13 protein-coding genes and 1 pseudogene are annotated in these 18,637 nt (G+C 57.2%); 4 read left to right on the top strand and 10 right to left on the bottom strand.

Annotated elements, in window-relative coordinates:
• Positions 1-106: 106 nt before the first annotated feature.
• Positions 107-2,992, bottom strand: coding sequence for a PAS domain-containing hybrid sensor histidine kinase/response regulator (locus tag AO068_RS12050; protein ID WP_058408470.1), 2,886 nt, complete (start codon positions 2,990-2,992; stop codon positions 107-109).
• 324 nt (positions 2,993-3,316) lie between these two features.
• Here AO068_RS12050 and AO068_RS12045 point away from each other — a divergent pair, with 324 nt between their 5' ends.
• A complete protein-coding gene (locus AO068_RS12045) occupies positions 3,317-3,970 on the top strand; it encodes a TetR/AcrR family transcriptional regulator (RefSeq protein ID WP_058408469.1) in 654 nt (217 codons plus the stop codon).
• A 74-nt stretch (positions 3,971-4,044) separates the two neighbouring features.
• Here the strand turns inward: AO068_RS12045 and AO068_RS12040 are convergent, their stop codons facing one another.
• From AO068_RS12040 to AO068_RS12030, 3 genes are all read right to left on the bottom strand, one after another.
• Positions 4,045-6,735 carry a beta-glucosidase gene (locus tag AO068_RS12040; protein WP_058408468.1) on the bottom strand — a complete coding sequence of 897 codons (2,691 nt, stop codon included), beginning with the start codon at positions 6,733-6,735 and terminating at the stop codon, positions 4,045-4,047.
• Between the two features lie 60 nt (positions 6,736-6,795).
• On the bottom strand, positions 6,796-7,044 hold the full coding sequence (locus AO068_RS12035) for a hypothetical protein (protein WP_057402487.1): 249 nt from the start codon (positions 7,042-7,044) through the stop codon (positions 6,796-6,798).
• 296 nt (positions 7,045-7,340) lie between these two features.
• On the bottom strand, positions 7,341-8,567 hold the full coding sequence (locus tag AO068_RS12030; protein WP_058408467.1) for an MFS transporter: 1,227 nt from the start codon (positions 8,565-8,567) through the stop codon (positions 7,341-7,343).
• 73 nt (positions 8,568-8,640) lie between these two features.
• On the opposite strand from AO068_RS12030, the gene AO068_RS12025 reads away from it, so the two are divergent.
• Positions 8,641-9,324: an ArsR/SmtB family transcription factor gene (locus AO068_RS12025; RefSeq protein WP_058408466.1), complete on the top strand. Its 684-nt coding sequence runs from the start codon at positions 8,641-8,643 to the stop codon at positions 9,322-9,324.
• A gap of 50 nt (positions 9,325-9,374) precedes the next feature.
• On the opposite strand, the gene AO068_RS12020 is transcribed toward AO068_RS12025, so the two are convergent.
• Positions 9,375-11,543, bottom strand: a complete 2,169-nt coding sequence (locus AO068_RS12020) for a TonB-dependent siderophore receptor (protein WP_058408465.1) — start codon at positions 11,541-11,543, stop codon at positions 9,375-9,377.
• 186 nt (positions 11,544-11,729) lie between these two features.
• Entirely contained in the window at positions 11,730-12,638 is a 909-nt protein-coding gene (locus AO068_RS12015) for a LysR family transcriptional regulator (protein ID WP_058408464.1), read from the bottom strand.
• Between the two features lie 115 nt (positions 12,639-12,753).
• Here AO068_RS12015 and AO068_RS12010 point away from each other — a divergent pair, with 115 nt between their 5' ends.
• Together AO068_RS12010 and AO068_RS12005 are read left to right on the top strand one after the other, a co-directional pair.
• Complete coding sequence (locus AO068_RS12010; protein ID WP_058408463.1) at positions 12,754-13,182, top strand: VOC family protein; 429 nt, start codon at positions 12,754-12,756, stop codon at positions 13,180-13,182.
• The gene (locus AO068_RS12005; RefSeq protein ID WP_058408462.1) at positions 13,179-13,766 is read left to right on the top strand and encodes a glutathione S-transferase; all 588 of its coding nucleotides are present in this window, start codon (positions 13,179-13,181) and stop codon (positions 13,764-13,766) included. The genes AO068_RS12010 and AO068_RS12005 overlap by 4 nt, the downstream gene beginning before the upstream one ends.
• Positions 13,767-14,156: 390 nt before the next feature.
• On the opposite strand, the gene AO068_RS12000 is transcribed toward AO068_RS12005, so the two are convergent.
• The 4 genes and pseudogenes from AO068_RS12000 to AO068_RS11985 form a co-directional block, all read right to left on the bottom strand.
• Positions 14,157-14,426: a PAAR domain-containing protein gene (locus tag AO068_RS12000; RefSeq protein WP_058408461.1), complete on the bottom strand. Its 270-nt coding sequence runs from the start codon at positions 14,424-14,426 to the stop codon at positions 14,157-14,159.
• On the bottom strand, positions 14,423-16,114 hold the full coding sequence (locus tag AO068_RS11995; protein ID WP_161936584.1) for a type VI lipase adapter Tla3 domain-containing protein: 1,692 nt from the start codon (positions 16,112-16,114) through the stop codon (positions 14,423-14,425). Before AO068_RS11995 ends, AO068_RS12000 begins: the two co-directional genes overlap by 4 nt.
• On the bottom strand, positions 16,111-18,123 hold the full coding sequence (locus tag AO068_RS11990; protein ID WP_058408460.1) for a T6SS effector phospholipase Tle3 domain-containing protein: 2,013 nt from the start codon (positions 18,121-18,123) through the stop codon (positions 16,111-16,113). Before AO068_RS11990 ends, AO068_RS11995 begins: the two co-directional genes overlap by 4 nt.
• Positions 18,120-18,637: pseudogene (locus tag AO068_RS11985) on the bottom strand (DUF2345 domain-containing protein); the annotation flags it as partial. The gene AO068_RS11990 and the pseudogene AO068_RS11985, both read right to left, overlap by 4 nt.

Genomic DNA, 18,637 nt, shown 5'->3' with positions numbered 1-18,637 from the left:
GACCCGGTTATTCCCTTGCCTGCATGGCGGTCGCGCATGTTAGCACCGGGTTTGCGCAGCGCTCAATGTCGAAGGCCCGAAGCACGATTGCAACGAGCCGGTTGCATCAGGCACTCATCAATTCCTGGACTCGGGCAGCCAGAGCATCAATCGCAAACGGCTTGGTCAATACCCGCATGCCGGGTCCGAGTTGCTCGTCACCAATGGCTGCGTTTTCTGCATAACCGGTGATGAACAGGGTTTTCAGATGCGGACGTACTTCGCGTCCGGCGTCGGCCATTTGTCGCCCGTTCATGCCACCGGGCAATCCTACGTCGGTGATGAGCAGATCGATATGCACGTCCGAGCGCAGCAGTTTGAGGCCGGCCAGGCTGTCGGCCGCCTCGATCAGGGTATAACCCAGATCGCCGAGCGCATCGGTAAGCAACATGCGTACCGTCGGTTCGTCGTCCACGATCAGAATGGTCTCTCCAGACTGGGTGACTTCGAACGGCGCCTGGTGCACATCGCTCTCGTCTCTGGTCGCCTTACCGTCGTAACGCGGCAGATAAAGGGATATCGATGTTCCCTTGCCCACCTGCGACTGAATGCGCACCCGGCCGCCGGACTGGTTGGCGAACCCGTAAATCATCGACAGACCAAGACCGGTGCCCTGACCAATGGGCTTGGTGGTGAAGAAGGGGTCGAATGCCTTGGCGATGACATCGGGCGTCATGCCTGTGCCGGTGTCGGTTACGCACAGCGACAGATAGTGACCCTCAGGCATATCGTGACCCTGCGCCACCTCACCCTCTATCCACTGGTTGCTGGCCTCGATCGTGATGCGGCCGCCGTCCGGCATCGCGTCGCGGGCGTTGATACACAGATTCAGCAGCGCGTTCTCCAGCTGGCTTGCATCGACCAGCGTTGCCCATAGCCCCATGGCCCCGATGGTTTCGACCACGATGCTGGGGCCGACCGTACGCTGGATCAGGTCCGTCATGCCTTTCATCAGCCTGTTAACGTCGGTCGGCTGCGGGTCCAGCGTCTGACGTCGAGAGAAGGCCAGCAGCCTGTGGGTCAAGGCCGCTGCGCGCTTGGCGGCGCCCTGTGCGGTGACGATGTATTTGTCTACATCGTTCCAGCGCCCTTGCGCAATACGGGTACTCATCAGTTCCAGAGCACCGGAAATGCCTGCCAGCAGGTTGTTGAAATCATGGGCGAGACCGCCAGTCAGTTGCCCGACAGCTTCCATTTTCTGCGACTGACGCAGTTTTTCTTCAGCCTGCATCAGTTCCGCAGTGCGTGCTGCCACGCGCTGTTCAAGCGTGTCGTTGAGCGAGCGCAGCGCCGCAGTGGCCCGGTCGCGCTCGGCCGCCACAGCGCGTCGTTCATCGACGTTGATGAGCACGCCCGGGAAGCTCAGGGGAGTGCCGTCATCGGCACGGTCGACGCGGCCGTTGGCTTCGATCCAGTAGTAGACCCCGTCAGTACGACGAACGCGGTACTGGTGGGCGTAAACACGTCCGTTGGTGATGACCGCATTGATCGCATGGATCAGGCATTGCTTGTCTTCCGGGTGAACAGTGGCAATGACCTGTTCCAGACTCAAACCATCGAAGCCCAGAGCGGGATCAAGATCAAACGCCTTGGCGAAGGCTTCGTCGACGGTAAAGCGGTTGGCCGTCAAGTCCCAATGCCAGGTACCGATAATCGCACCCGCGGCGAGTGCGAGCTGAACGCGGTCGACGTTCGCGCGTGCGACGGCTTCGCTGGTGCGCAGTCGCTCCTCGGCGTCCCGTCGCTCCGTCACGTCACTGAAGATGACGGCGATCTGTCGGTCAGCCGGCTCTCCGACACGCACCGCTCTGACTTCGAACCAGCGCTCGAACGCCTTGGCGTAATTCTCGAAATTGGCAGGCTCGCCGGTTTTGGCGACATGACCATAAGCCTCAAACCAGAAACGCTCCAGGTCCGGGGCAAACTCGGTCACCCACTTGCCACGCAAATCGACACCCGCCTGACGTTCAAAGGCAGGGTTGACCTCGATGAAGCGGTAGTCTACCGGGCTGTCGTCTGCATCGAACTTGACCTGGATGATGGCGAACGCTGCTTCGATGGTCTCCAGCATGGCCCTGGAGCGCTCTTCGCTCCTGCGCAGCGCGTTTTCTGCCTGCTGCATCTGTGACAGGTCGAGCATCGCGCCGATCATGCGTACGGCCTTGCCCTCGTTGTTGCGTATCACATGGCCACGGTCCAGAACATCGGCGTAAGTACCATCGAGCCGACGAAAACGGTATTCATCGGTCCAGGCAGTGCCGTGGCCGTCGATCACAGCATGGATAGAGTGGTAAATGCGTGTCCGGTCATCGGGATGGATCTGGGCTATCCACCAGTCACCCGAGGTGTCCAGTGTTGCCAGCGGGTGGCCGTATGCCTGTTCCAGTGCGTCATTCCAGAGCACGTGGTTGGCGGCAAAATCCCAATCCCATATTGCGTCATTGGTAGCCTTGGCGGCCAACCGGTAACGTTCCTGGGCTTCTTCGGTGGCGCGTGCCACCAGATGCTCGCGGGTGCGGTCGCGCAGGATCTTGACGAAGCCAAGGTGAGTATTTTCCTCGCCATACAGCGGCATCATTTCGCCGGACGCCCAGAACAGCTGACCGTCCTTGCGCAGGTGCCAGCGTTCGTCCGACGCTCGGCCGACGCTCAGGGCGAGTTGCATTTCATGTTCGATCCGGCCGCAGGCGCGGTCCTCCGGCGTGAAGAAGCACTCTGCATCCTGCCCGACCATTTGCGCAGCGGACCAGCCTAACACCTGTTCTGCACCCGGATTCCAGTCGGTAATGATGCCGGCTGGATCCGTGAGGATCATGGCAAAGTCCAGCGCGCTGTCAAAGGCCGCACGCTTGCGCACCTCCGGGCTGGGCAGTGCTGCTGCGCCGTTGTCCGGCCCAGCGTCGATACCGGCTTCTTCAAGTGCTGCGCGCAGGTGCGCTACCTGTGCTTCCAGCTCTTCTCTTGTCAGGTATTTCAGAGCGCCTCCGGCTCACATGTTAATTGTCTGCATGGGCGGGCACTTGCCCGTAGCCTGCCTTGCGTACTGCAATCAGTCACTGTCGAGGTTTGCCAGTCCTCCTGCGCGTCCGGGTGTCAGATGCCGTACTTTGGGTATGTCTCTCTATGGCGATCGACATACCGTCGGGCTTCGGTATGCATCGGCATTCGCGTGGGTTTCTTTAAAGGGCGTCAATATCGGCGGTCAGGCCTTTTTTCCGGTTTTCTCTCGAGCGCATGCTACGATTTATCCTTTCGTTGTGCGAACAGTGCCCTTCGTATGTCCGTGAATTCAAACAGTTCTGGTACACCCGCCACAGTCAAGCAGCCTGCGGTGAAGCGACGTCTGCCCAAGGGGGAGGTACGCAAGGCAGAGATCATTCAGGCAGCCATGACCATCTTTGCCCGGGATGGCTATGCGGGTGCCTCGCTGTCTAACATTGCCAAGGTTGCAGGTCTCTCTCAGGTCGGATTGCTGCATCATTTCCCGACCAAACTGGTGTTGCTGCAAGCTGTTCTTGAGCATCGGGATCAGTACGTTGTTGCCAGGTTGCAGGACGCCGGGCAAGTCGCTTCGCTGGAGGGGTTCATGGCCTTTCTGAGGCAGGTCATGAGTTTCAGCATCGAAGACGCCTCCATCAGCCAGGCACTGATGATCATCAACACTGAAAGTCTGTCGGTCACGCACCCTGCACACCGCTGGTTCAGTGAGCGTTTCCAGATTGTGCACAGTCATCTTCAGACGCATCTGAATGTGCTGGTTCAGGCAGGTGAAATTCGCCAGGACGTTGATGTCAGGCAAATCAGCCTCGAGATAGCTGCGATGATGGACGGCATGCAGATTCAGTGGCTTCGATCGCCAGCAGACGTGCAGATAGACAGTGCATTTGCCAGGTTTCTCGAACGACTGGCGCAGGATCTGACAGGGCGCTGATCAACGATCCATTGCATGAGAGTAATAGGTGGTCGCATCGACCACCGATTACCGCTACTCAGGGTTACTGTTGCTTAGTAAGCCTGTTCTGCCTTGACTTGTACTGCCTTGCGCAGGGGGACTGGAAGGGGGTTTGAATCACGTGTGGTCAGTTGCTCCGGGTAAAGCGCTACTACCGTGCGGTCGAGTGTCAGGTTTTCCGAGTCCTTGCCAACCAGGACCTTGAACTTGCCAGGGTCGACGTTCCAGCTCACCGAGTCGGGTGAGTAATAAGCGAAAGAACGCGAGTCCAGTGCAATCGTGACGGTTTTGCTTTCGCCTGGCTTCAGGTAAACCTTGGTAAAGCCCTTCAACTCTTTCTCCGGGCGATCAACCTGAGGCCTGGATGGCTGCACGTAAAGCTGAGCCACTTCAAACCCTGCCTTGTCACCGGTATTGGTGACCTTGAAAGAGGCCTGAATGGTCGCGCCCGGAGCCAATACGTTGCTCGACAGTTTCAGATCACTGTACTCGTACGTGGTATAGGAAAGCCCGAAACCGAATGGATAGAGCGGTTTGGTGTGCTTTTTGTCGTAACCGCGATAGCCCATGTACAGGCCTTCGCTGTAGCTCATTTCGACAGGGGGATTAGCGCTGCTGAAATAGTACGGCACCGGGTTCGAGTAGGAAGCATAGCTGGGGTTGTCCTGCGCCTTCTTGTCCAGGGTGATCGGAAGCTTGCCCGACGGGTTGACCTTGCCATACAGAATTTCGGCCAGTGCCTGACCACCCTGTTGCCCCGGATACCATGCGTGCAGAGATGCAGCTACCTTGTCAGCCCAGGGCTGCATATCCATACCACCGCCACCGTGCAGTACGACGATGGTTTTGGGGTTGGCTTTCTGAATGAAGCTGATCAACTCGGACTGGAATTGCGGCAGTTCGAACGGCCGATCAAGCGACTCACCCTCGTATTCGAAGTTATTGCCGGCGGCTACCACGACAGCGTCGTAATCTCCCAGGTTCTTCGGTGGACGCAACGATGCCCAGCTCATCTGCACACCGTTCATGCCACCCAGCACCGGAGTGAAGTTGCCTTTAAGCCGGCGATATTCCAGGCGCACGTTGTACTCGGTACCGGCCTTGAGACTGGCCGTTTTGACAGTGCGCGGCACCACTGGAATCAGGTCGAACGAGACTTGCGAGCCCTCATCCTCAAGCACCAGCTCGTCATTGATCCAGAGTTTATAGGCACCGTCCGCGCGTACCTTGAACACCTGAGGGCCGCTGATCGTCGGTTTGATCTTGCCGGTGAAACGCGCCGAGAACGCGCCTGCTGACGGGGTATAGCCGTTGACTGTGCTGGTGCCGTTATCGGTCTGATTGGTGTTGGTAATCCAGTCCAGATTGATGCCGGGTTCGACGCGGGTTGCAACCGGGTCGCCGGACAGCGAGGTATTGGCGTAATACTCGGCTTTTACACCGGTATTGCTGATGGCCTGTTGGTCTTTAGCTGGCTGATACCAGACCGACGACTTCGGGTTCAGGCTCATCTGTGAAAGGTATTCCACGTTGGATGTGTTCGACGCCAGTTGCTTGAGCCCGCTCAGTTCAGTGACATAGCTTGCGGGCGCCGAATAAGCCGTACCAAACGGCGCGGTCGGCGGCTGCATGGCCAGATCACCGATGACGGCTATCTTTGCGTTTCTGGGCAGTGGCAGCAGAGGTTTGTTTCCGTCTACCGGCTGGTTGCGCAGCAGGACTATCGACTCCCTGGCCACGTTCAATGCCGCCAATTGCCCGTATTCACGATGCTCCAGCGGTTGCGCCTTGTTGATTCCCTTGTCAAAGCCGTAGCTGACCAGTGCTCTCAGGTTCCTGCGCACCTTGTCGTCGATCACGTTCTGGTGCAACTGACCATTCCAGACATAAGGCAGCAGTTTGGCTTCGGTGAATTGAAGGCCGCTTGGCATGTCGATATCGGTGCCGGCCCAGGCACCCTTGAAGGCGTCCTGAACCGAGTTGAAATCGCTCATGACGTTACCTTGAAAGCCCCATTGGCCTTTCAGGATGTCGGTGATGAGGTGGTGGTTTTCACACGCATATTCGCCGTTGATCTTGTTGTAGCCGCACATGATCGAGGCGATATTGGCGTTCTTGACCAGTGACTCGAAGCCAGGCAGATACAGCTCTTGCATCGCTCGCTCGTCAATTTTCACGTCCAGATAATGGCGATTCGCTTCCTGCTCGTTCATCAGGTAATGCTTGGCGGCCGCCTGTATGCCTTGAACCTGGATACCGTTGGTGACTGCCGGTGCCAGTACTGCGCCGAGAAACGGATCTTCGCCGCTCATGTACTCAGCCGCTCGCCCGTTGAAAGGCGTACGGTACAGGTTGATGGCTGGCGAGAGCATTTGCTGTCCACCTGCTATGCGGGTTTCGTAGCCGATCGCCAGACCGAATTCCTTGGCCCGGTTGATGCTCCAGGTGGCTGCGAGTGCTGACGGGGAAGGGTACTGCGCACCGAACGTCTTGCCGCCGACCAGCACGCCCATCGCCGAATCATAGGCGACCGTACCCTGCAGGTTGAACTTGTCCAGCTTCGGAATCATCCGGCCGTCGTCAACGCGCGAGAAATTGATTTTTTCCGATTGCGTCATGTTGTCGAGCATTGCGCCTACGCGCGCTTCGACTTCGTTGCCTGTCATCGGCGTCACAGCGAACACGCTGCCTGCCTGGGCGATACCGAGCGCCAACAGGCTCAGGCCCAGGCCTTGTTTGATCATGGACACGGAGTTATTCCTTACGTCATTCATTGATTGATCGTTTGTGTGTCAGCGGGGAAATCAGTGGTCTGCATCGCTGCCAGGGGCGTCTGCGGTATCAATCGGGGCATCCACAACCGTTTGTGCTCCACCAGGTGTTTTCTGCACGGCAAGGTCGGCACCTGTGATGTGTTCGCGCTGGTCGTCGACTTCTGCACGCCGCTCGCTCGAGGTTGATGGCAGCGGGTTCTGCCGGTCAGCGGCAGACACGGCAAAGGTGGAAAGGGATATCAGCAACGTGGTAACAACAGGCAGCAGGGGGCTGGCCATCGGGAGAGTCTCCAAATAGAAATATGAAACAGGCAGACAGGCAAGTCGGCAGCCGGGGCGGCCGACAGGTTCTTCAAGACGTGCGTGACAAGCAGGAAATTGCTGAACGGTAAAATACACTAATGCAATTTTATATAGTTGATGGCATGTAAATTCAGATATCAACTATACGGATTTAGCTTTGCTTTAATTACATAAAATTCATTTTTATGGCAATAAATTAGTGGTTTTTATTGTTTTACAGGAATTAATATTCTTTTTTAAAAGCAGAGTGATCACTCTGTTTTCGGCATTGTTTACTGTTTTTCATGTGGCCGCGTGCTGATGAGGATAAGTATCGCTGCCGCCTGAATACTGGCAGCAAGTGCCAGCGCTATCAGGTCGCTGTCAGGCCCGTTGAATAAAGTCCGGACACCACCGAAGAGTGCTGGCGCAAAGGCGTAGCAGCCTTGAGCGATGGCGACGATCAACGTCACCACGCGCGCAACCTGATGCCTGGGAAATTCCGCTTGGGCAATTAGCGGAGGCAGTGATGTCGCATTGCCGATACCCACACCGAAAAGAATCATGCCGACCCATAACAGGACAGAGCTTGCGCCGATAAACATCAGCGCCACACAGCCCAGGCACTGGCAGGCGTAACTCAGGCTGGCTATGTGGCGTCGACAGGCGCCTGGCACTAACAGCCTGCTGGACAGGAACCTGCCGAAGATAGCGCTGCAGGTAGAAACACCCATGGCCATACCTGCGGTTTGTTGTGTGATGTGATCAATCAGCAGCAGGAACAACTGGCTGATCAGGCCGATCTGCGCAAACAGCCCGAGCGACATGGCCGCCGCCAGCGTGAGGAATGGTCGGTTACTCCGTAGCGTTAAGGGCGCAGTGTCCTGGAATGGAGGCAGTTCAGTGGTTGTCTGGCGAATGTCATCGGGGTGCTGACCCAGATGTTCAGGCCTGAACCGGAACACACCGAAAGCGAGGAGCGCAATCACGCCTGTTGAAAGTACACCCACCACGACCGCAGCGAGGCTGAACCCGAACCGCTCGATCAGGTACACCCAGCCCGATGAAAAGACTACACCGCCGATGCTCGCGCCGTTATAGGCCATCGCCAATGCGCCAGGGCGCTTGCTGACAAACCATGGCGAGATGGTAGCGTTGACTGCCGCCGCGCCCATGGTTACCCAACCGAACCCGCTCAGCGCCGCGGCGATGAACAATTGCCAGGGCTGATTGGCGATCGACCAGCCGTACACGCCGACAGCGAGGGTTGCCGCCCCTGAAACCGTAATCGATGGGAGGCCATACCTCTTGTACAACGCAGGCAGGTTGACCACGACAAACGTACCTGCCAGAAAATGCACCGTGACCGCAGCCGAGCACAGCGCGGTCGACCAGCCGGTTCTCTGAATCACGGCATACATGAATATCGGCGGACCGTAAAAGCCGATGCCCCAGCCAAACACAGCCATCAGAAATGTAGCTGCGACGACTTTTCTGCCAAAAAAACTCGATTGATGCATGGGTGAATCCCTTCAAGTGGTTTGGCAGCAGTATGATGGCCGCCTACCAGAACACTTCAGGGATGGCTGAACTATGGATGTTGAAGCGGCAGACCTCTCGCTGGCGGCAGTGGCGGGTGCCATTGCTGACCCTGCACGATCCAAAATGCTTTGTGCGCTACTGGACGGGCACGCACGAACCGCGACCGAGCTGGCGGCGCTGGCCGATATAGGCGCATCGAGTGCCAGCGGGCATTTCGCGCGTTTGCGTGAGCAGGGGCTGGTGGAAATGCTCGTGCAGGGCCGGCATCGTTACTATCGACTGGCCAATGCGCAGGTGGCGCAAGCGCTGGAGTCCTTGCTGTTACTGACTCAGCACAGCGCTGCGCCCTTCAAACCCAACACGCCTTCTGCCTTGAGACAGGCTCGAACCTGTTACGACCACTGCGCCGGTGAAGTCGCCGTCAAGTTGCACGACGCCTTACTGAAGGCCGGCTGGTTAAATGAGCAGGGCAAGGACTATGTGATCAGTGAACGGGGTGTCGAATCACTGAACTCGCTGGGCATCGACGTGGACGCAGTACGTCAGCAACGCAGACGTCTGGCCTACGCCTGTCTGGACTGGAGCGAACGCGCCCCGCACATCGGTGGCGCTCTGGGGGCGGCGCTGCTGGAGCTGATGCTCACGCGCGGCTGGGTAAGCCGCCATCTGGATTCCAGAGCACTGAAGCTGACACCCAAAGGGGTGGGCGGTATGGCGAAGGCGTTTGGGGTGTGAGGCGTAACCACGCTGCTACCGAGCATGCCTGGTAGCAGCGTGGCTCAGGCTCAAAAACTGTACTTGGCCGTCAACGCATAGCTGCGCGGGTTGCCGTAGACGTCGGTGGAGCCCCATACCGAGCTTGCGCCAATCGCCGTGTAGTAGGAGCGGTCAAAGATGTTGTTGGCGTTAAGTTGCAAGTCGAGGTTCTTGCTCACCTGATACCCCGCCATCAAGTCTGCGACGGCGTAGCTGCCTTGTTCCAGACGGTAGCTGCCGTCTGTGAGCGCGATGTCGTTGTACATGCGACTCTGCCAGTAGACGTTGCCGCCGACGCGCATTTTTTCCAGTGCGCCTTGCAGGCGGTAGACGGTCGATACCTTGAACAGGTGCTCGGGTGTGTCGGTGTTGAATTGCTGGTTCTTGTTCGCCGGATCGGTGTCCTTGAGATAGTGGGTGCGGGCATAGGTGTAGCCTGCGCCGACTTGCCAGTTCTCGGTCAATGCGCCTTGCAGCTCCATCTCGATACCCTGACTGCGTACCAGACCGGCTGCGTCGTAACAGGTCAGGACCGCGCAGCCCGCCTGGGTCGGTGACTCGGTCTTGAGATTTTTCTGATCGATCCGGAACACTGCCAGGCTGGCATTGAGGGCACCGTTGAAATATTCGCCCTTGATGCCGACTTCATAGTTTTCGCCCACGACGGGGTCGAGTACCTTGCCGGACAGGCTTTGCGCGCTCTGTGGCTGGAAGACATCGGTGTAGCTGGTGTACAGGGAATGGTGTTCATCGAGCTTGTAGATCAGCCCCGCGTAGCGCGTCAGGTTGCGGGTGACCTTGTAGTCTTCATCACCAGAGCGATCATCGTAGTCGTACCAGTCCAGACGGCCGCCGAGGATCAGGGTCAGCGGGTCGGCCAGGCTCAGACGTGTAGTGAGGTAAACCGCATCCTGGGTGGCGATGCTATGCGTCTTGCCATCGCGGACGAAGTCCGGCTTCGGCGCGCCAATCGGCAGTCCTGTGTCATAGGGGCTGTACTCCTTGCTGGTCTTGTCGTACACGCGCCTGCTGGTCCCGACCACCACTTCATGGGTGCGCCCAAAGGCTTCGACCGGCCCGCTGGCGTAGACATCGAACGCAGTCTGCTGCTCCTCAGGCTTGGACTGATAGGCCGTCGTTTCCAGCGGGCCGTTGTAGCGCGACAGGTAAGTGCCTGAAAACAGACCGTCCAGCGACGAGCTCGAGCCTGCTACGCGCAGTTTCCAGTCGTTGTCGAAACGGTGCTCCAGCTCACCGAACACGGTGTCTATGCGGATTTTCTTGTTTTCCCAATCCGAGCCGGAATAGGTCGAACGCGGCAGGTTCAGGTGATGGCCGTCAGTGCCGAGTGGCAGGCCACCCCAGAAGTAATTGGTCTGATCTTCCTGACGAGACAAGCCCAGAGTGGCGGTCGTGGCATCGTTCAGATCTGCCTCGACCACCCCGTAGAACACGCTGTGATCACTTTTTTCCTTGTCGCGGAAACTGTTGGCATCCTGGTAGGAACCGACTATTCGGCCGCGTACCGTGCGGCTGTCATTCAGTGGTCCGGAGGCATCGAATACGCCGCGGTAGTCGTCCCAGCTTCCGACCGTGCCGGTGAGGGTGACCTGTGGAACGGCGGTAGGGCGTTTGCGCACCATATTGATCGCCGCTGAAGGGTTGCCAGACCCTGTCGCCAGGCCTGTAGCGCCTCTGATCACCTCGACATGATCGAACATGGCCAGGTTGGGTTGAACGCCTGCCGTGTAGCCCGAGTACGAGGCGGGCAGGCCGTCGTACATGATGTTGTCGATGTCGAAACCGCGAGAGGTGTAGGTTTGCCGGCCCGGTCCGCTGGATTGGTCCAAAAACAGACCTGGGGTGTATTTCACCACGTCGTTGATGCTGGTCATGGCCTGGTCGTCCATGCGCTGACGAGTGACGACGGTCACCGCCTGCGGGGTTTCACGAATGGTGAGCGGCAATTTGGTCGCCGTCTGCATCGGGCCCGTGGTGTAGGACTGACTGTCTTCGGTGGTAGAGCCAAGTTGATCGCTGCTGATTTGCGTCGCGCCCAGCTCCATTGTCGTCGTCGATGACGCTTCGGTGGCTTGCGTTTCAGCGCCGTAGGCAGCCTGAGAAGTTGCGATCCAGATGCCCATTGTCAGCAGGGCAGGGGTGAAAAGAAAACGGCTTTGCGATTGCTGGCCCGGCATGAACCCGACACTCCCTGAAGCCGTCCGTGGCTGGATGATAATAATGTTGATAACTGTTCGCATTATTGTGGCAGGTTGTTTCTGTCAGAAAAAGACACTGCGAACAAATAGTTAACAAAATTTTCACATTTCCACCGCGAGCACAGGTGCGCGTCTGCGCGCGCATCAGTTGAGTTTTCGGCAGCGCTATCGATCTTGAAGAGAGGGATCAGGCAGACATTTTTCCAGCTGTGGAATTGCCCATTCGACGAATGCCTTGACCCGGGGTGAGAGCTGCAAGGTGTGCGGATAAACCAGTTGAATCGGCAGATCTGCCGTTTCGAAGTCATTGAGTACCCTGATCAGGCGACCGTCAGCCAGTTCATCTGCAACCTGATAATGCATCAGCCGGGTCACGCCCAGACCCTGCACGCAGGCCAGGCTGGCAGCGCGGACCTGATTACAGACCAGCCTGGGGGTAATGTCCTGTATCAACTCTTTGCCCTGATGCCGGAAGTACCACTGCCGGCCGTGCGAAGCCAGCGTGATACACGCGTGCTCAGGCAGTGATTTCGGCGTGTCCAGAAGCGCGGCGGTGCGCAGGTAGCCCGGGCTTGCACAGGTCACCAGCCGGGTCGCCCCGATCCTGCGCGCGACCATCGCCGAGTCCGGGAGATGGCCGATGCGCAACGCCAGATCAAGGCGCTCGTCGAGCAAAGGCACGATCTGGTCATTGAGGTTCAGCTCGACGTTGATGTCCTGATGCTCGCTGAGAAAGGCGTTTACCAGCGGAGCGATATAACGCTGCCCGAACTCGACAGGTGCCGTCACCCGAAGTAGGCCCCGCACGATGCCGTCGCGGCCATCAAGGCGCTGTTCCATGTCATCGAAGTCCGCGAGCATGCGCCGGGTCCAGCGCAGATACTCCTCGCCCTCATCGGTCAGGGCCATGCGCCGCGTGCTGCGGTTCAACAAGCGTACGCCCAGATGACTTTCCAGAGCGGCCAGCGAGCGGACTAGCGACGCGACCGATTGCCCGGTGACATCCGCCGCCGAACTCAGACTGCCGCTGTCGACGATCCGCACGAAATTGGCCATTGCCTTGAGCCTGTCCATTGCCACCTTCTGATTTGTGCGATTAGTGCATAGGTCTTGTCAGGTCCGCAGCATAGGTGAAACCACTGCCGTGGCCGACACTGGCGAAACTGCTTCCAATCGGAGTTTCAACCTCATGAGCCTGCAACCCAACCCCGCCCGGATTCTCGCATACGACCATATCGGTATTCGCGTCAGCGACCAAAACCGCGCACTGGCTTTCTACCAGGCGCTTGGTTTTGTCGAGAGTGCACGTTTTCCACGTTACGAAGCCAACGAGATGCTCAGCCCGGACGGCGTGCGCATCAACCTGATCTTCAATGGCGTTCGCGTGCCCCGTGCTCACAACGTGTTGCTGGATGCCCCACTGAAACTGCCCGGTATGACGCATCCGGCGTTTATCGTCGATGACCTGCAGGCACTCGAGCGCTGGCTGGGCGCGCAGGGAATTGTCGTCACTGAAGGGCCGCACCCCATCGGCCCGCGACGAATCGCACTGTTCATCCGCGACCCTGATGGCAACGTTCTGGAATTCAATCAACTCGTCGATGGAGACACACAATGAAACTGTACGATCTGCAAGCCTCCGGCAACTGCTACAAAGTACGCCTGTTCGCTGCCCTGGCCCATATCGAGCTTGACGTGGTCGCCGTGGATTTTCTGAACGGCGAGCATAAAAAGCCACCACTGTCCGACCTGAATCCACTGGGCGAATTGCCGGTTCTGCAGGATGGTCCGGTCGTCCTGCGTGACTCGCAGGCCATTCTGATTTACCTCGCTGGCGAATATGGCGGTCTGGCGTGGTGGCCCGCTCACCCTCAGGGACAGGCCGAAATCGCCCAATGGCTGTCGTTCGCCGGCAACGAAATCCAGCACAGCCTTTGCGCGGCGCGGCTGGTGCAGAAATTCGGCGCTGCGCTGAACAAGGCCGAGGCCCTGCAGAAATCTTCTGTTGTGTTGGGGCTGCTCGACAAACATCTTGCACAGCATGACTGGCTGGCAATGGGGCGGCCTACGATTGCCGAGTGTGCGGTTTATCCGTATGTGGTGCTGGCACCGGAAGGCGGTGTGGAGCTGGGTGCGTATCCGAGTGTTTTGCGGTGGCTTGAACGGGTGGAGGGGCTGGCGGGGTATTTGATGAGGCCATAACAGGCGGGGCGCGGCACGAATTCCAGGCTATTGGGCAGCTTCGACTATCTTGATCGCTGGGCTTAACATCCTCCTGAAGGTTGTATGCAGTATGAGTTTTCGGCGGTACTGAGCGATCTGAACGATTACTTTTTCTCGGTGATTTACTGCTGCTTAAGGCTTCAAGGAGGATCATCAACTGCCCGACGATCTAGTCGGGGAGTTCATAGCCCTGTGTTCACGCTAGCTGGCTCGACTCCCGATTTTCTCAAACCCCATAGACGAATAGGGCACAGGCGCGATGGTCAGATTTTGCGTTTAGAGCATGGTTGTACCCACCTCTTTAAAATCACGAAATTCAATATCGTTTTACTGTGCCCTCGTTGCATGGCCTGATTGCAAATAAAATCCCTAGACCACTCGCACATTCATGGCATGGCTGGCCACGCCCTGGCAACCGCACGCCAGTCGATGGCCGTGCAGGACCACCGGGATACCGTTCAGTTTTCGGGTGGGGTGGCCTTCGATAAAGGCGAACTCACCCGCATGAAGCGGGCAGGTGGCTTTGTCGCCCAGCGCGGCCGGTGGCTTGCCGTTGAGTGTGTGGGTGCCTGCCAATTGGCAGGACACCACTCGGCCACCACTGCTGGTGGCGTCGCCCAGGCAGACGGGATAACTCACTCTGCGGGTGCCCCGCCGGTTGGCGAGCCGAAGGTAAACGGGTCTGCGCCGCGGTTCTGGCTATTCTTCGCCTTGCGGGCTTCATCGGGCGGGCGGACCATTTGTACGCTCAGGCTGCCATCGGTGCCAGCGTAAACCACGGCACTGACGCCGCCATCCTTGTAACTGGCGATGGTAGCCAGATTGATCTCGACCAGCGCACCGCTGACCCCGGTATTGCCCAGACGGCGACCGATGTCGTAGCCCTCTTCGACGTTGCCCAGCTCAAGACCGTGGCCGTCCTTGTTCAGGTCGTGCAGGGCGTTGTTCAGGGCGATTTCGGCTTCCGGGTTGTTGGTGCTGTCGTAGAACACCCGTACAGGTTTCTGACCGTCGGGCAAGGTATCCAACGCCTGCACCCATGCGGCTTGCAAGGCTTTGGCTTGTAAAGCAGGTTTCAAGCGCTTGCCGTTTTCATCCTGCATGGGCGCCTTGATCGGGCGGTGCAAATAGCCGAGTACCGGCGCAGCGTCGAACTCCTTGACCTGATGCTGACCCCAGCGGATGGGCAGCCACGGGGAGGGCTCGAAGTTGCCAGGGCCGCGATTGCTGATGGTTTTCCAGAGGGTAGGGAGCTGGGCTTGCCAGTAGGCGGTGGACATGGTGCCTGGAGCGTAGGGGCTTTCAATCCCCTTGGCGCTCTCCGCGCTTTCGTACCAGTCTGAAAATGCTTTATCACGGCTCCAATAAAAAGCCCAAAGTTTGCCCAGATCGGTATTTTTGTTTTGATTGTCTTCTTTTTCGCTTATCGCATAAGGACGAATATACCGGTCTACACGATCCGAACGGGTGACAAGTAGGCCTGTCATGCTTTCGAACACGGTCGGTACGACCTGAGCATTTTTGGGCAGGCCGGGGGTACCACGTTTACGATAAATATTTCGTGTGACGTCGCCGTCCTGACTTGCGATCAATGCTTGTGGGACCTGCGGATTATCGTTGAAGAACTTGAAAAGTCGCTCAATCATGGCTTGAGCATTGCTCGTGCTCTCATCGTCCTGCCATAGGAATAGCGTGACGCCGAGAGTAGCAGCATTGCGACCGGCGTTGATCAGGTTTGCGGCTCTGTAGGGTTTTTCATATGGATTAGGTGGGCCAAGCGCGAAGACTGGAATCGGCCAATAGGCTACGGATTCAGACGCTGAATGTTTGAAAGCGACTTGTAATTTTATATCTGCGCTGATCTCTTTAGCGTCGAGTGAGGGGTCATAATCCTTGGGATCCCGTGAAAAGATAGAGACAAAATTATTGTTTTTCTTTTTTATGAAATCCCAGATTTCAGACTGATGATCTTCATAGATGCCAATTCCGGCACCTCTTATCTCCAGTGAATAGGTTCGCTGTCGAGCAGCCTCCTGTTCTGCATTCTGAGTGATCACTTCGGATTTATAAGCGGCCAGTTCAGCTTTTTCATGAGCGACGGCGTTGCCCCACCAATGCCCGCTGTACGCCAATAGTGCAGCAGCCAAAATCCCTGTAATACTCCAGCGTACCACTGAATGTATATCACGAAGTTCCACGTCGGTTTCCTGTGCTTTCAAATAAACAATGATGACAAAGCCGAGCCACAGCACCAGCGTTAGTCCGATCGTCCAGAGGTAGGGTCTTAGTGACGGGCGAAGTGAAGATTTTTGTTTGGTGTCCGTCACTGCTTTGCCCCTTTATTCAAGACATTCTTGACCAAGGCCGGTGGGGACAGAGGGACCAATCCATAGGGTGGAAATATACCTTTTTGATAGTACTGATGACTGGCCTTTACCAATGCCTGGGCACGTGGACTGAGACGGCCCCACGCTGGGGATTCGGTTGTATTGAGAAATTTTTTTGCATCCATTCGCCAGTCCCCAATAGCCACCAGCAATTCACACATTGCTGGGTCGTCCAGGCTTTTGCATTGGCCAATCGCTATGTCCATTGCAGTGACCCAACGGTGATTCTCCGGACTCCGTAGCAAACCGGAGTGATAGGAGTTGTCTCCCCATGTACTGTTGTCGTGTTCCATACGTTTACGGACTTCGGACGGTGTTTCTTCTCGCTGAAAGCTTCGACGATTGTTGGAGATGCGTACCGATCTGGTATGTTCTTCGGGGTCATTGGACAGGCTGTTATAACGTGCCAGAGCTTGCTCCTTATCAATCTTGTACGGGTCATACTCACCAGGCATCTGTATCCAGAGAAACGTGGCCGCATCTTTGCCGAGTGCAACGCTTTTCCCGACATCGTCAGGCCTATCTCGGCCAGCGGTCGTGGGTGTCCCTTTGATTGCTTCGCCGCCAAACATCTGCGGTTCGTGAGGGGGATTCAATGCCTCTGCATTGATCAGGCGTTCTTGCCCTTCTGATACGGGTGCCTGAGAGACAAGCCCGACAAAGAAAGAACCGCCTGGGTAACGGCTCTCGCCCTCCGCACGCAGAAACTCGGGCTGAGGTGTCTTGCCTACCAAAACCGGCTCTCCGTCGCGATGGCGTTTTGTCCACATCCGCTGATAAAAGCGTCTTGCCTGCAGGATCATCATAGCCATTCGCCCATCCGGCAAAGCGTCAGGTACGCCATACGTGCCGATGCCCTGCACATCGTCCAGCGCCACGGTGGTGTCATCAGGACAGAAGTAGAGATACACTTTGCCGCGATTATCTCGTTCGGGGAAGACGGTCAAGTTACCTAGCTTATTCTTTCGGGTACCTTGAGCGGGCGACCATTTAGGCCCACTTCTGCCTGCATAGGTAGCGGGGTTTCTCAGGTCTGACAATGGCGGCTGTGTGTGAGGGTTTTTTGTAACCGCGCTGACGATATTGATCAGCGTTGAGAGGGTGTCATGGTCTTTGGGTGTTACGTCTGGCAGCACACTGTAGGGTGAGTCAACCATGATCACAGTGTCCGCGCAACGCTGGCCTTCATCGACCAACAAGGCTTGCGCCAATAACGTTATAAGCGTGCCTTGGCTATGGCCCATGATGGTGATGGTTTCATCGGGCGATAGGCGGCGAATCTCGCGGACCAGCATCGCCAAACGATGCGCTGCCAGCACAAAGTAGTGCCTTGAAGGCGCTTTTCCAAAGTATAAAGAGTTATCCGCACTCAAGAATTCTACTGAATGAGTTTTGAAGTTTGGCTCGAAGCCTTCTCCATACATTTCTTGTAAATTGTTTGTCGCGTTGGCGAAAAAACCACCGCCCTTGGCAAAATGACGATCCAGACGGTTGCCGTTGATGTCTTGAAACTGATTGCGCATTCTGAGCGGGTCGCCCGCATCATCGCGTTTTATATCCTCAGGTGCTGCTCGATAGCCCCAGTAAAAAGGGATGAGAAGGCTGTGGGTTTTAGGGTCAGTGGTGTCGCGCCGATAAAGATAAGTGTCAGAATCATCGATTATTACCTTCTGGTCACTGCTCCGTTTTTCAGGCGCTGTTTTTTCAGCTGCCTTGTACTTGGCCCCATACCGCCCAGCCACCAGATCCGGCCGATCCAGCCGCTCATTCACGCCCTGACACAACCCGGTCTCCACCGACTCATAAGAAGCCCCCGGGTCATTCACACCATGCAGAAAGATCACTACGCCGGGCAAGTCGGCGGGAACTTCCATTTTGCTGGTGGTATTTAGGTTGGGGATCAGGCGTGTGTTGCCTTGGGCAACGGCGTATTCATCGGCGCCGTTCATTGGGCACCTCCTTTCGGTGTGCCGCTGCGTAATGCCGATACCTGTGCCTGATGCATCATTTCGCGTTCCACGCGCTCGGTCAGTCCGTCTGCGTTCGTCATTCCTTTCATCAGGCTGCCATCTTCCAGTTTGATTTCATACGAGTGGTCCGCTGCTGCCCGCGGGCTTTGTTCGACAGGCTGCCATCTTCCAGTTTGATTTCATACGAGTGGTCCGCTGCTGCCCGCGGGCTTTGTTCGCTGTGGCCGGGGTAGTGGAAGGTGACCTGCTGGGCGGCGGGGTCGCGGCCGAAAGAGGGGATCGCAGCGCTGTCGGTCTTGGGGCCGATCCAGTCGTGTTCGCTGGCGTGCACGGTGACTTTGCCTTGCGAGCCGATCTCGACGCCGCCGCCAATCTTGATGTAACTGCCGTCATCGGCGACCAGGCGGATGGTCGGCGCGGTGATGACCACTTCGCCTTCGACGGCCGAGACATGCAGGTTTTTCTGGGCATTGAGGGCGATGTCGTCTTCCTG

Source organism: Pseudomonas sp. ICMP 3272 (assembly GCF_001466905.1).
Classification (GTDB): Bacteria; Pseudomonadota; Gammaproteobacteria; order Pseudomonadales; family Pseudomonadaceae; genus Aquipseudomonas; species Aquipseudomonas amygdali.
The sequence above is the reverse complement of the archived record's forward strand: the minus strand, read 5'-3'. Positions and strand labels throughout refer to the sequence as shown.